The following is a 14,893-nucleotide window of genomic DNA, read 5'->3' as shown; positions in this document are numbered from 1 at the left end:
AATCTCTTCTTGCTAGAATCCCACCATCTCCAGCTCTCTTCATTGAAGCTTAATTTAATTACTCTTCCTCTTCACCAGATTATTAATATTTTTTTATTATTATAATTTTATTTTTCTTAATTGTCAATAATCACTAACTAAACCCTTTATTATAAATTATCCAATTTAAACTTCCATTATATATTCTTTAAATCCCGAATCTTAGTTTTCTTATTCTTTAATTACTCACGCTAGACTAGCACTAGAATCTTTTATATTTTTATGCTCCGTTTCCATATATCTATATTATTCTTTGACTATCTCTGGATATGCATAAACTTCATCGGGATTCATTCCTATCCTGAATCCATTATTTAATTGCTCTATTTTTTTCATATCTTCTTTACTTATCTCAAAATCAAATATATCTGCATTTTCTTTTATTCTTGTTAAAGTTGTTGATTTAGGAATAGTAACAACTCCCATCTGTAAATCCCATCTTAGTACCATTTGAGAGATTGTTCTTTTATATTTTTGTGAAAAATTCTGAAAAAGTGGATTCTTAAAAATCAGCCCTCTCATTAATGGTGACCAAGCTTCTAACTGAATATTATGCTTTTTACAGAATTCCCTTAATTCACTTTGAGCAAGCTGAGGATGAAATTCCACTTGATTTACTGTTGGTATAATTTCAGCATCTTCTAGTAAATCTTGTAGCTGTGTACTTGTAAAATTACTTACCCCTATAGCTCTTATATAGCCTTCTTTATAGAGCTTTTCTAGAGCTTTCCAAGTTTCTTTATTTAGAGATTGTGGCCAATGAATTAGATATAAATCAAGATAATCTGTTTCAAGTTTCTTAATAGAAGTTTTAAAAGCTTGAATAGTTTTCTCATAGCCTTGATCTGAATTCCAAAGCTTGCTTACTAAAAATATTTCTTCCCTAGGTACTCCACTTTCTTTTATTGCAATGCCAACCGCTTCTTCATTATCATAAAAAGATGCTGTATCTATATGACGATATCCAATTCTTAGTGCTTCTTTCACTGATTCAATAAGCTTATCTCCATTTTCAGATTTATACGTACCAAATCCAAGCCAAGGCATTTTTACTCCATTATTTAAAATCACGTAACTTTTAATATCTTGCATTCTAATCATCCTTCCATATGTCTATTAAACAAGAAAATCTGCTTCGCAGACTGTGTGTTTCTGCTATTTCTCAAAGTTATCCACAGATTTAACTGCATTATAATTTCCTAAAGAATAAAAAAATCGTCAAGGCGACTGTGGAGCCGTCGATTTTTTTTACGCATCTGCCTTTTCGAACGTATGTGAGAAAAATCTGGCAGGCGAATATATTTTCTTTTTATTCTTTAGTTTTTATTTCTTAGGCATATTAAAGAAAATAACAAGTAAAAGATACAACGTATACTGACTTGTTATTTATTTTAATGTGCCTTAACCTTTAAACAAAAATATAATCTGCGTTAACCACAACTTCTTTAAGAATATAATTTCCTAAAGAATAAAAAATAGTTGAGATTTGAGAACTGATCCTTATTATATTATAATAGATAAAGTGTTATTTTTCCTTTTCACTTAATACTATTTAGCCGTAAATATATTTCAAATAGAATAGATAGAGAGGTAATTTATATCATATGAAAATGGACAATACAGACATTAAAATTTTAATGGAACTTCAATCAGATAGTCGTTTATCTATTAGAGAATTATCTAAAAGAGTAAACTTATCCCCTCCTTCTGTAACAGAAAGAATAAGGAAATTAGAAGATGTTGGAATAATTGAAGGATATACTATAAAAATAAATGAGATTGCTTTAGGTTTATCAATACAATGCATAATTCAAATTGATCTTAAAAATAGTAACTTTGAAAAGTTTAAAAAATTTATTTATAATCATCCCCGTGTAGTTTTCTGCTATAGAATAGCTGGGCATTCTTGTATCCTCTTAAAATTAAGTGTTGAATCTATCTCAGAAATTGAGAAGTTTGTTGACTCAATTTCATCTTTAGATTCTACCACATCAACTCATATTATATTTTCGGAAGTTCCTGTAAACCAAAATATCGGAAAGTTTTTCTCCTTTGACAGGGAAAATGATCCACAAAAGATTATAGGAGGTAACTAATGTCTAAATCTATTTCAAAAAATGCAGCATTTAAATCAATACTAAACTTATTTAATATAATTTTACCAATAATAGTAATGCCCGTTGTAACTAGATCTTTAGATCCAACATCATATTCTTATATAACAAAAGGTGAAACATTTAACATGATATTTTTGGCTTTTGCAAGCTTTGGGGTTTATCAATATGGATTAAGAGAAATAAGTAAGGTTAGAGACGATGAGAAGAAAGTTAGACAAGCATTTACTAGCTTATTTGTAATAACCACATTCACAACAATTATAGTATCAATTATATATATGATTTTTTTATTTAAGTTTTATAGAAATGATCCAGCTTTTTATACATGCGTAATTTTAGGACTTAATATAGTATTTAATCTTTTTTATGTAGAGTGGATTAATGAAGCTTTAGAAAATTATGATTTTATAGCTATTAAAACCATGATAGTTAAAATAATATATTCAGTAATAATTTTATGTTTTGTAAGAGGGCAAGATGACTTTTTATTTTATTTATACTTAGGTGGAGCAGTGAATCTTATAAATAACATATTAAGTTATTTTTATATTAAGAAAAGAATAAAGTTTGATTTTTCTAATCTTAATCTTGTTCAATATATAAAACCTATGTTTCTTGTTGTAATACTTTCTAATGCGGGATTGTTATATACTCAGCTTGATAGAATAATGATAGATAAATACAGTTTTAGTATGGATCTTGCATCTTATGGAATAGCACAAAAAGCAATGTTTATAATTAATACCTTAATACTTACAATCATTCAAGTTACAATGCCCAGACTATCTAATAATTTAGGAAATAACTATAAAGATAATTATCTTACGTTATTAAATAAAGTGGTTAAAATATATTTCTTATTTTTATTTCCTGCATCTATAGGATTATTATGTGTATCCAAACAAGTTATGTGGATATTTAATCCAGTTTATGTTGCTTGGACCCCCCTAATGATTGCATTTTCATTATACATGTTGACTGTTGGGATTCAGGGTATTATTTCAAATCAAATAATATATCTTCATAAAAAAGAAAAAGAAGATATCAAGATATTTTTTATAGGTGGAGTATGTAATTTAGTATTAAATATATTATTTGTAATTACTAATATGTTTACAGCAACAAATTCAATTATAGCAACTATGCTTTCAAATATTTTAGTGATATTACTAGAATATAGAATTGTTAAAAAACAAATTAAATTAGATATACACTTATTTGCTTTTGAGAATATTAAATATTTATATTATTCATTGCTATTCATTCCCATAACATTTGTAATAAATAGTTTTATAGCTAATATAATTATTTCTTGTGCATTAGATATGATTATTTGTGGATTATTATATTTAGGAATCCTATTAGTAACTAAAGATATTGTATTCTTTGAAATATATGATAGAGCAGTTACAAAATTGAAAGCTTTAATTTAACTTTTTAATCATCAAGAATTAAAAAATATACCTTACTCCTATCTATTATCTTTGTAATACTCTATTATATACTCATTACCATCTCTTCTCTTTACCTTTTTCTAATAATGCAGATTTATATCCTTCATATTTATGATAATTTATTTAGGTTATGATACTTAAGGCACATTAAAATGATTTTTATTTTTTTTTAAGTATTTTAATAAAAAAGTATACAATAACAATTAATAAAATTATGTAAACTAAAACTTCACTTGTTTGTGTTATTATAAGAATTATGTTTTCCCATGAATCTCCAAACCAATATCCTAATCCTAAATACATACAAGTCCATAATAGTTCTCCTAAAACTACAAACGAAATAAAATGTGGCAATTCATAACCTGCAATACCAGCTGCAGCATTTATAAATGGCCCCATAGCTGATATTAAGAATCGAGTATAAAAAACTGCTGCTTTACCATGTTTCTCTAAATATTCGTGAGCTTTTAATATTTTAGGTTCAATATATATTTTAAGCTTAGAAAATCTATTTAATGTTTTATGTCCTATAAACTTCCATAGCATATAAGATATCACATCACCGACACATACAAAAATCCAAACTTCTATTAAAATAATAAATATATTAAACTCACCAGCATAAGCAAAAGCTCCAGAAGCAATCACTAACAAAGTTGCTCCTGTTGGAATACCTATGCACTGCAGCAAAAGCAAAACACTTAAAAACCAAATATTATAGATTTTAAAATATTCCATTATTACTTCATTCATATGTCTTTACCTTTTACGTCTTTATCAGTTCCTATAATCTTAGACAAATTATTTTTCATTGTTTCAATAGATATATTATATTTCTTGGATAAACTTTTAATATCCATATTTTCATCTCCTGGCTGTGAAACAATTTCAAGAATCTTAAAAATTTCTTCTTCACTTATGTTATACTTTTTAGATAATTTTTTTACCGTAATCCATTTATAAGTACTCATTTCACCTAAATGTCTGCTTTCTTTAGTAGGTATCCTAACATTTTTAAATTCTTTATGTAAGCCTAAAGATTTTTTAATTGTAAATAAAGTAATTATAATAATTAAAACAGATAAGATGCTTAATATTATCTTTTTTTTCATTTTTTTCATCTCACTTAATATATTTTGTATAACTTCTAGCTTTAATAAGTTACCACCAATAACTTTTTTTATTCCTACAAAAATTTGTGTAAAACATAGTATGGGACAGTAGATAATTTTGTGTAAACTATTTATTAAAACTTTATATATGAATAAAAGACCTCGTATAAAATTTATGCGAAGTCTTTATTTGTATGAAAAATATTTATCCGATTGCTACCATTACTAGCATCCCCATCGCGCTCTGTGAAAGCGATTCACGCCAAATCTTTGATTTAGATTCTCTGCTTTTATATTCTTTACTTATTTTACAATAATCGCTGTTGCAATTGCCCTCTCCTTATTCCCATCTGATGGTTTATTAATAATTTCTCCATCATAGTACATTGCAGTTGATTTTCCACCATCTAAATTTATTGCATTAACAGCACCTAACTTAAACATGACTTCTTGAAGTTCCTTAATTGTCGCTCCAATGCTTTTTAAGCTTCTACCATCTATAACGATCATAATTATAGTTCCGTCTTTCTTTTGTCCAATTGCTGTTCTTGGAGCTATACCCCAACCGCCATCTCCTTGCAATGGTGTCATTTCACCATTTATTATAAGTGATGGTCCAAAACTTAATGATTCTTCTGCCCCTAGTGCTGATATCTCATTTAATGAATATTTACCAACAATTAATTTTCCTTCTTTAGTTATTGCAAATAAATCAGTTTTTTCGTCATCTTTTAAATCTTTATAAACAATTTTTCCACCTGTAATTATAGATCCGGTTGGAGTCCCTCCATCTCCTTCCCTTCTAGTACCATCAGATGATACATCATTAAATCCTCCACCATTAATTGCTGCAATAGCATTATTATTTTCAGCAATTTGACTTGTTGTTTCTCCTTCACGCATAAGTTTTGAGGTGTATCCTATTTTTACTCTGGTTGGGTCTTTTATTTCAAGATAATATCCTTTGTATTTTGAATTCTCAAGTTCATATAATTCAATGGAATCATCTTTCTTTTCTGTACTAGCCTGTGCTTCTTGCTCTCCTAAAACATTTGACCCACTTTTATTTGATATTACTCCAAGTGAACAAGTAGTTATTACTATACATACTACTCCTATTAACATGCCCTTTTTAGTTTTCTTATTAAACATACTATCAAACCTTCTTTTTAATATTTTCTTATTTCCAAGTTTTGTTGCTAAATTAGTTTCAATAAAGTTACTTTCCTTATGTTTTAATGAATTTATAAGTGTTAAAGCATAATTTTGTCTTTCTTTAAAATCACAATTATGAAGTATCCTTTCATCACACGCTAGTTCACACTCAATATTTATATCTCTATTCATTACATATATCAAAGGATTAAACCAATAAATTGAGGTTACAGCCATTACTAAAAATTTATATAATATATCATTCTTTTTGTAATGCATAAGCTCATGTTTTAAAATCCATTCTACTTCTTTTTCTTTATATTCAATATTAGGCAACACTATATAAGATTTAAAAAAGCCAATTCCAAGTGGTACAGATGTATAATCTGAAACTTTTAGGAAAATTCTCTTATTGATTTTCATTTCAATTAATAAACTATTATATATAGTTTTTATCTTTGTATCTTTAGCATTACATGATAAATCTATGATAGTATTTTTGAATTTTATATATGTGCAAATTCTATATGTTACAATAATTAATGCTACAATTAACCATAAATAACCTAGAATTTCTAACATACTAAAAGTAGTAAATTGTTTTGCACTTCCAATAACTTGGTTGTTATTTAGTGAATGATTAATTGATTCTATATTACTCCACGGTTTACTTACTGATTCTATATTATTAATTCCTACATCATTAGAAATCACAGAATTTGTGCTTATATATATTGGAACTTTAAAAGGTAAAATCATTCTAAATATAACTATGAGCCAAATATAGTAATTAAAGTTTTTAGTATATTGCTTAAATAATGTTTTTTTCAATATTAATAATAAACAGATTCCTATACTACTTATTAAAGTTGTTCTTAGTATATTAACAATAACTATCTCTATCATATTCTCCTCCTAATCTACACATCATTCTTCTTTATTTTTAATCCAATTTTCCAAATCATCTAAGTCCTCATTAGTAATTTCATTATTTTCATGTAATGCTGTAATTAAACTTTTTAAAGAGTTTTCATGTATATTAGTGAAAAAATATTTTGTTTCAAATTCTAAATACTCTTTTTTACTTATTAGTGCTGTGTAGTAAGTATACATTTTAATTTTCTCTGCACTTAAGAATTCTTTTTTGACTAATTTAGATAGTAAAGTTAAAGTAGTCGTCCTCTTCCAACCAATTTTCTCTTGTAATTCATTAATAACCTCCTTTGATGATATTGGTTTGTTCCTTTCCCAAATTACCTTCATAACATTCAATTCAGATTGTGGAATTTTTGAAATACTCATAATAATAACCTCCTAAAATCCATCCAGTCTATAATTATAGACTATATTGAAATTATCTTACCATATTAATACAGACTTATCAATATTTATTGATATTCCATTAAGGCACATGAAAGAAAATAACAAGTCAAAGGTGCTAGTCTATTTTGCGTTAGACGTGGAAGTAGCTTGGTCTCATAGCTAATATTATACCCATCTGTTGATGCAGTATTATACAAAATAGACTAGATGACTTGCTTGTTATTTTTTGGATGTGACTACTTCTTTGACTTTGTTAGCTCCATTTTCTAATGTCAATATTTCAAAAAGTTTAAATATCACCTTTACTAATAATTTAGAAGAGTACGGTTAAATATTTATTGACAGAAAATATTTATAAGATTATAATTTACTTCGTAAGCGAAATATTCGTAAATGAAACATTCGTAAACGAAATAAATTCCAAGGCGGTGATTAAATGGAAACATTAAATGAGAGTATAGAGGTTGCAAGGCTTTTTCAAGAGGTAATGCAACTATTTAAACATAATATGAAAAAAGTGTTTAATGATGCAGGTATATCTGCACCACAAGGTATGGTTATTGGACTTTTGAGTAAGAATAAGAAGATGAAGATAACAGAACTTAGCAATCATCTTTGCTTATCAAATAGTACAGTATCAGGCATTATAGATAGGCTTGAGATGCAGCAAATGGTGGTTAGAGAAAGAAGTAAAGAGGACAAGCGAGTCGTTTATGTAAGTATATCTCCAAACTTTGAAGATATACATAAAACTTTTCATAAGCAACTTGAAAAAAATATTGAAAATATAATGAATCAAGGAAGTACAGAAGAACTTCATAAAATCTCTGTAGGCTTAGATGCACTTAAAAAGCTTTTAAATGACCAACAAAAATAAAATAATAAAAATAAATGGAGATGATACTAATGATTAAATTGTTTAGGTTTCTAAAGCAATACACATTACATATAGTAGTAATAGTTTTATTAATTTTTACTCAAGTACTCGCAAACCTATATTTACCAACCTTGATGGCTGATATAGTTGACAAAGGTATAGTCCAAAAGGATGCAGTTCAAACTATTTCATTTTTAGGCTTTAGCGGAGCTTATAAAGGAATAGATTATATTCTTAGAATAGGTGGACTCATGCTCTTAGTCTCAGCAGGTGGTGTTATATGCTCAGTTATAGCTACCTTCTTATCATCAAGAACTGCTGTGGGATTAGGTAGAATTATTCGTAATAAATTATTTGCTAAAGTTGAAGGATTTTCGCTGCATGAGTTTGATAAGGTAGGTACTGCTACTCTTATAACAAGGACTACAAATGACGTTACTCAAGTGCAGGCAGTAACTATAATGATTTTTTCTATTATGCTTTTTGCTCCTTTAACTGCCCTAGGTGGCATTGTTATGGCTTTAAGAGAAGATAAATCTTTAACTTGGATTTTTGCAGTTGTAATTCCATTACTTGGAATTATTATCGGAATAACTCTTAAATTTGCTATGCCATTATTCAAATTAATGCAAGTAAAAATAGATAAATTGAATCTTGTATTACGTGAAGGACTTACTGGTATTAGAGTAGTACGTGCTTTTAACCGTATAGATACTGAAAAAGTTAAATTTGATGGTGCCAATGCTGATCTTATGAACAATGCTGTAAAAGTAAATAAAATTATGGCATTTTTAATGCCTGTCATGATGTTAATTATGAATGTTACAACAGTTGCTATTATTTGGTTTGGTGGCAAAAGAATAGATACTGGTAGTATGGAAGTTGGTTCATTAATAGCCTTTATGCAATATGGAATGCAAATTTTATTCGGCTTCTTAATGCTTGCTATGGTATTTATAATGATACCAAGAGCTCAAGCTTCTGCAATAAGAATAAATGAAGTATTAGAAATGGAACCAGAAATCCTAGATCCAAAGGAAGCTATACTAGCTAATAAAGAAAGTGGCTATGTTGAGTTTAAGGATGTAAGTTTTAGCTATCCAGGTGCAGAGCAGCCAGCAATTAGCAATATAACTTTTAGTGCTAAGCCTGGGGAAATAACTGCTATTATTGGTGGTACAGGTTCTGGTAAATCTACCTTAATGAATTTAATACCACGTTTTTATGATGCAACTAGTGGTTCAGTGTTGATTGATGGTGTAGATGCAAGAGAAATGAGCCAAGAAGAGTTAAGATCAAAAATAGGTTTTGTTCCTCAAAATACTGTACTCTTTTCTGGAACTATTGCTGAAAACATTAAATATGGTAAGACTGATGCTACACTTGAAGAAATTCAGCATGCAGCAACAGTAGCCCAAGCTACAGATTTTGTAAATGGAATGAAAGACGGCTATGAACATTTTATTGCTCAAGGAGGAACGAATGTTTCTGGTGGACAAAAACAACGTCTATCTATAGCACGTGCTCTAGTTAGAAAACCTGAAATATATATTTTTGATGATAGTTTTTCAGCACTTGATTTTAAAACTGATGCAAAAATTCGTGTAGCACTTAAAAAGGAAACAGCAAAAGCTACAGTGCTTATTGTTGCTCAAAGAGTTGCAACAGTTATGGATGCAGATAGAATCATAGTTTTAGATGAAGGTGAAATTGCAGGCATGGGAACTCACAAAGAACTTTTAACTAGTTGTAAGGTATATCATGAGATTGTATCTTCGCAACTTTCAGGGGAGGAATTAGCATGAGTGAAAATAAGAATAAATCAGGCGTAGGTATGAAACGTTCAGGTGGTATGGGCGGAGGTCCAATGGGATCCTTTGCAGGTCCTATAGTAAAAGCAAAAGACTTCAAAGGGACTTTAAAAAGGCTTTTAGGTTATTTAAAACCACAAAGAGTTAAGTTTATAATAGTATTTATATTTGCAATAATGAGCACCATTTTTACCATTGTAGGACCTAAAATTTCTGGTAATGCAATAACTAGATTGGTTGAAGGTATGATAGCAAAATATACTGCTATATCACAAAATACTGCTTTGCTTAAGTCTGGTAAAGATGCAGTGATTCCAATACCTAGTATAGATTTTCCGTATATAGGAAATATCATTTTGTTATTACTTGGCTTATATTTAATAAGTGCACTTTTTGGTTTTCTTCAACAATATATTATGGCTGGAGTTGCACAGAAAACTGTTTATAATTTGCGTAAAGAGGTTGAAGATAAGCTTTCACGTCTACCACTTAAATTCTTTGACGCAAGAACTCATGGTGAGATATTAAGTCGTGTGACAAATGATGTTGATAATATTTCAACAACATTGCAACAAAGTCTTACACAACTTATTACGTCTATTGTTACCATCATTGGAGTTATAATTATGATGTTAACAATAAGCCCACTAATGACACTGGTTGTTATTTTAACTTTACCACTTTATGTTGCTATAACAGCTTTTGTTGCAAAACATTCTCAAAAATATTTTGCAGCTCAACAGAAAGAAATTGGAGAGCTTAATGGTCATGTTGAAGAAATGTATACTGGCCACAAAATTATTAAGGCTTTTGGACGTGAGCATGATTCTATTAAAAAGTTTGAAAACATTAATGATAGACTTTATAATGCAGGTTGGAAAGCTCAGTTCATATCTGGAATAATAATGCCTATGATGAGATTTGTTAGTAACATAGGGTATGTAGTAGTTTGTGTTGCTGGTGGATATTTAGCAACACAAGGCAGAATTAGTATTGGTGATATTCAAGCGTTTATTCAATATTCAAGTCAGTTTACTCAACCAATAGTTCAAACTGCAAATATTGCTAATATAATTCAATCTACAGTTGCATCTGCTGAACGTGTTTTTGAGCTTTTAGATGAAATTGAAGAATTACCAGATACTACTAATGCTAAGCTTATAGAATTCCCTAAGGGAGAAGTTAAATTTGAGAATGTTGACTTTAGCTATAAATCAGAGGAATCACTTATTAAGAACATGAACATTGATGTAAAACAAGGTCATACAATTGCAATTGTTGGACCAACAGGTGCTGGTAAAACTACTCTTGTTAACTTGCTTATGCGTTTTTATGAAATAGGTGCAGGTTCTATTACAATTGATGGCGTTGATATAAGAGATATAAAACGTGGAGAACTACATAATATGTTTGGTATGGTACTTCAAGATACTTGGCTCTTTAATGGTACTATAATGGAAAATATTGCTTATGGTAAAAAGGGTGCAACAGAAGAAGAAGTTATGAAAGCTGCAAGAGCAGCTCATGCACATCACTTTATTAAGACTCTTCCTGATGGGTATAATACAATACTAAATGAAGAAGCTTCAAATATATCACAAGGTCAAAAACAACTTCTTACTATAGCTAGAGCAATACTTGCAAATCCAACTATTATGATACTTGATGAAGCTACAAGTAGCGTTGACTCAAGAACAGAAGTTTATATACAAAGGGCTATGACAGAGCTTATGCAAAATAGAACAAGTTTTGTAATTGCACATAGACTTTCTACAATTAGAGATGCAGAATTAATACTTGTTATGAATAAAGGAAGTATTATTGAGATGGGTAATCATAATGAACTTCTTGATAAGAACGGCTTCTATGCAGATCTATATAATAGCCAGTTTACTGGGGCAAACTTAGATAATGAAGTAATATAAGTCACATTTTAAAAAATAACAAATAGAAAATATCATATATAATTACTCCAAAGGACTAGAAAATTTGCACTAATAGTTTCTATTGTTTTAAGTTGCACCCATTATCGATTGCTCCAAAGACAGAGCTTTGGACAATCAAAAATGGAACAACTTAAAACAATGAAACAATAAGCACAAATTTTCAATGCCTTCTTCGCAATTTTGTATGATATTTTCTTACTTTAGGCACATGAAAGAAAATAACAAGTCCAAGATGCGATATATATTTTGCGTCAGGCAAGGAAGCAGAATGGTTTAATAGCGAGCTATTAGGCCATTCTGCTGACGCAGCATGACACGAAATAGACTAGCATATTGACTTGTTATTTTTTTGAATGTGCCTTAGTTATTTATTGGGAGATTCCTTATATAGCTTATAATAAGATATGAATTCCACTGTGCATGAGCTTTATATTACAATATCTACATTCACTTAAAACATATCCTTTTATTTTCTTTACTTGAAATCTACAGTTATATTACCATTCTTACTAACAATATCTATATTATTCTGCTCATTATTGCTACTCTTCTTTTCAATACTCTTTTCAAACTTGTCTCCATCTATCTTTATATTTCCATAATCACATGAAGCACTATAATTATATAGCTCTTTAGATGTATTAGTTTTAAGCTTTATATTTCCGTAATGTGCTAATATGCTAGTGTCCCCTTTAAATTCTCCATCTAGATCAATTTCTGAATTATTTGATTCTATTTTTAATCCATTAGATATAAGCTTATTTGATTTTATTTTTCCATATTTATTATCAATGGTAGCACTATCTAATTTAACATTTGCCATTTCAAATCTACCATTATTCATATAGTTACTTAATACATTAAATTCACTATTTCTTATTTCTATATTTCCATATAAATTTTGGAATATTGTATTATTATTAGCTTTAATATTATCTATATTTACATCTCCATTTTTCATATCTAACTTAAGCTCATCTGTAACAATATTTCCAGCATCTATTTTTCCATAATTATTTTTTACTATCAGTTCATTAGTATTAATATTATTAATATTAATTTTATTATTATTTGAATCTATCTTAATCTTTTTTCCTTGTAAATCACTAATATTTAAATTTCCATAATTACAATTCAGAAAAATTTCATTAACATTAATACTATTCATAGTGAAATTTGTATTGCTTGATTTCACATTTATAGTATCTAAATCTACATCACCAGGAATATACACTTTAATATAACTAGGTATATGTGTGTTGCCTATACCAAAACTTATATTGTTAAATGCATCTTGTAACTTATTTTCTTGTATTACTAGCTTTCCATCTTTGATTGAATAATCAACATCATTTTGATTACTGCTATATTCCATTTCAATTCCATATTTATATGATTTTATTATATCTATTTTGTCTACAGTGGAGTTAATTTCTATACTTGTAAAAGCAGATGACTCCTCAGCTTTTACAATTCCTTCTTCCTTGTCTAAAATCTTATATCCTGCGTTATTCTTTATAATTCCAAACTTTCCACCCATTGAGAAGCCTGCTACAGCAAGGATTAATCCTACTCCAATTATACATACTGAACATATCAATAATTTCTTTGTTTTTCCCATTATAGCTCCTCCTTCTTATTTGATTTCTTAAGTCTATTTAATGATTTTCTAGCTAAGCCTGCAATTCCTTTAAATATCTTTGGTACTAATATTAAAATTAGTACTCCAACTAATAATCCTATCCCAATTAACGCTAATCCAATTCCAATAAACATAATAGCTGTTGAGAATCCTTGAGTCATAACTGCAAGCCCTGCAAAGCTAGTAACAATTCCTCCTCCTATCAATGCGATTGTAGTAACTATAAATGCAAAAGTAACAGCTCCTACAACTATAACCATAGCTACCACGACCATTATAAGTGCAAATGCTAATGGTAATGCTAATGGTGCAGCTAATATTGCTAAAATAATAAACCATATTGAAGACATACTTTTTTTAGGCTTACTAATAGTTATCTCATCATTCTTAAAAGCATAATCTGATAACAACTGCGATGCAATAACTGAAGGAGAATCTAATTCCTTTAGAACATCTTGCTCATTATCTATGCCTGCATCCTCAAAATATTCTAGATAATACCCTATTGCATTTTCTATCTCTTCCTGTGGTAATCTCTTTAATTTTTTCCTTAATTCTTGAATAAAAATTTTTTTATTCATCTCCTAACATCCCTCCTAAAAGAACTTTATCAACATTTCCTTTATATTCATCCCATTCATTAATATACTGGCTAAGCATCGTTTTTCCTTGGTTTGTTATCTTATAATATCTTCTATTTCTTCCTTGAAAAGCTTGATCATATGTTGTTAGACATTCATCCTTTTGTAATCTTCTAAGCACTGGATAAAGTGTTGATTCTGATATATTTATTATGGATCTTACCTGTTGAGTAAGAACATATCCGTAAGTATCTCCCCTTGAAAGCACTGCTAACACACAAGCATCAAGTAAAGTTGCTCCTAATTGAAAAGCCATTCCTTTACCTCCTCTATCTATACTATATCCTCCTCTATATTATACGCCGTATAATATACTATGTTTAATACTATACGTCGTATAATATTAAATGTCAATATATTTTAACTTATTTGGATAAAGTACCCATAATATACTCTAATACAAATTTCTTTTACGTTAAAAATTAGACTATGTTTTAAAATAGTGTTGATATTATTATATTTTTGTAAAGTGGACATTGAAATTTGACTTTTAGAATTCTTAATGAGTATTGTCACCTTTCCTGCTTGTCCGAAGCTTGCCTTTGGAGCAAGCTAAAAGGGGACTATACTCATTTAGATATTCTTAAGTTCAATTTCTTAGCCCACTTTACAATATATAACAATATCAACACGGTTTTAAAACAGCGCCAAATAGAAAAGAGCTAGACATTTAGTCTAGCTCCAAAAACATCAATTTTATATTTGGCTCCTCTAACTTAGGCATATAAGGCACAATCAAAAAAAATAATAGACCAAAAATGCGTAGTATATTTTGT

13 protein-coding genes are annotated in these 14,893 nt (G+C 28.8%); 5 read left to right on the top strand and 8 right to left on the bottom strand.

Annotated features, from left to right (window positions below):
- Window positions 1-285: 285 nt before the first annotated feature.
- A complete protein-coding gene (locus tag BM027_RS07775) occupies window positions 286-1,131 on the bottom strand; it encodes an aldo/keto reductase (protein ID WP_090090521.1) in 846 nt (281 codons plus the stop codon).
- Between the two features lie 512 nt (window positions 1,132-1,643).
- Here BM027_RS07775 and BM027_RS07770 point away from each other — a divergent pair.
- Both BM027_RS07770 and BM027_RS07765 read left to right on the top strand, forming a co-directional pair.
- Window positions 1,644-2,135 carry an Lrp/AsnC family transcriptional regulator gene (locus tag BM027_RS07770; protein ID WP_090090508.1) on the top strand — a complete coding sequence of 164 codons (492 nt, stop codon included), beginning with the start codon at window positions 1,644-1,646 and terminating at the stop codon, window positions 2,133-2,135.
- Window positions 2,135-3,589: an oligosaccharide flippase family protein gene (locus tag BM027_RS07765; RefSeq protein WP_090090505.1), complete on the top strand. Its 1,455-nt coding sequence runs from the start codon at window positions 2,135-2,137 to the stop codon at window positions 3,587-3,589. Before BM027_RS07770 ends, BM027_RS07765 begins: the two co-directional genes overlap by 1 nt.
- 180 nt (window positions 3,590-3,769) lie before the next feature.
- Here BM027_RS07765 and BM027_RS07760 read toward each other — a convergent pair whose 3' ends face one another.
- The 4 genes from BM027_RS07760 to BM027_RS07745 form a co-directional block, all read right to left on the bottom strand.
- The gene (locus BM027_RS07760) at window positions 3,770-4,363 is read right to left on the bottom strand and encodes a DedA family protein (protein ID WP_090090502.1); all 594 of its coding nucleotides are present in this window, start codon (window positions 4,361-4,363) and stop codon (window positions 3,770-3,772) included.
- Window positions 4,360-4,722, bottom strand: coding sequence for a hypothetical protein (locus tag BM027_RS07755; RefSeq protein ID WP_090090499.1), 363 nt, complete (start codon window positions 4,720-4,722; stop codon window positions 4,360-4,362). Before BM027_RS07755 ends, BM027_RS07760 begins: the two co-directional genes overlap by 4 nt.
- 303 nt (window positions 4,723-5,025) lie before the next feature.
- Window positions 5,026-6,783, bottom strand: coding sequence for a M56 family metallopeptidase (locus tag BM027_RS18495; protein WP_090090496.1), 1,758 nt, complete (start codon window positions 6,781-6,783; stop codon window positions 5,026-5,028).
- A gap of 21 nt (window positions 6,784-6,804) precedes the next feature.
- Window positions 6,805-7,179, bottom strand: coding sequence for a BlaI/MecI/CopY family transcriptional regulator (locus BM027_RS07745; RefSeq protein ID WP_090090493.1), 375 nt, complete (start codon window positions 7,177-7,179; stop codon window positions 6,805-6,807).
- Window positions 7,180-7,636: 457 nt separating this feature from the next.
- Here BM027_RS07745 and BM027_RS07740 point away from each other — a divergent pair, with 457 nt between their 5' ends.
- Genes BM027_RS07740 through BM027_RS07730 form a run of 3 tightly spaced genes read left to right on the top strand, consistent with a single transcriptional unit; the run spans window position 7,637 to window position 11,813 of the window.
- Window positions 7,637-8,077 carry a MarR family winged helix-turn-helix transcriptional regulator gene (locus tag BM027_RS07740; RefSeq protein ID WP_090090491.1) on the top strand — a complete coding sequence of 147 codons (441 nt, stop codon included), beginning with the start codon at window positions 7,637-7,639 and terminating at the stop codon, window positions 8,075-8,077.
- A gap of 29 nt (window positions 8,078-8,106) precedes the next feature.
- Complete coding sequence (locus tag BM027_RS07735) at window positions 8,107-9,882, top strand: ABC transporter ATP-binding protein (RefSeq protein ID WP_090090489.1); 1,776 nt, start codon at window positions 8,107-8,109, stop codon at window positions 9,880-9,882.
- Window positions 9,879-11,813: an ABC transporter ATP-binding protein gene (locus tag BM027_RS07730; RefSeq protein WP_090090487.1), complete on the top strand. Its 1,935-nt coding sequence runs from the start codon at window positions 9,879-9,881 to the stop codon at window positions 11,811-11,813. Before BM027_RS07735 ends, BM027_RS07730 begins: the two co-directional genes overlap by 4 nt.
- Before the next feature lie 496 nt (window positions 11,814-12,309).
- Here BM027_RS07730 and BM027_RS07725 read toward each other — a convergent pair whose 3' ends face one another.
- Genes BM027_RS07725 through BM027_RS07715 form a run of 3 tightly spaced genes read right to left on the bottom strand, consistent with a single transcriptional unit; the run spans window position 12,310 to window position 14,373 of the window.
- Window positions 12,310-13,455 (bottom strand): DUF4097 family beta strand repeat-containing protein, encoded by a 1,146-nt coding sequence (locus BM027_RS07725; protein ID WP_090090484.1) that lies wholly within the window; start codon window positions 13,453-13,455, stop codon window positions 12,310-12,312.
- Window positions 13,455-14,057, bottom strand: coding sequence for a DUF1700 domain-containing protein (locus BM027_RS07720; RefSeq protein WP_090090481.1), 603 nt, complete (start codon window positions 14,055-14,057; stop codon window positions 13,455-13,457). The genes BM027_RS07725 and BM027_RS07720 overlap by 1 nt, the downstream gene beginning before the upstream one ends.
- On the bottom strand, window positions 14,050-14,373 hold the full coding sequence (locus BM027_RS07715; protein ID WP_090090478.1) for a PadR family transcriptional regulator: 324 nt from the start codon (window positions 14,371-14,373) through the stop codon (window positions 14,050-14,052). Before BM027_RS07715 ends, BM027_RS07720 begins: the two co-directional genes overlap by 8 nt.
- Window positions 14,374-14,893 lie beyond the last annotated feature (520 nt).

This window comes from Clostridium uliginosum (assembly GCF_900112485.1).
GTDB lineage: Bacteria > Bacillota > Clostridia > Clostridiales > Clostridiaceae > Clostridium > Clostridium uliginosum.
The sequence above is the reverse complement of the archived record's forward strand: the minus strand, read 5'-3'. Positions and strand labels throughout refer to the sequence as shown.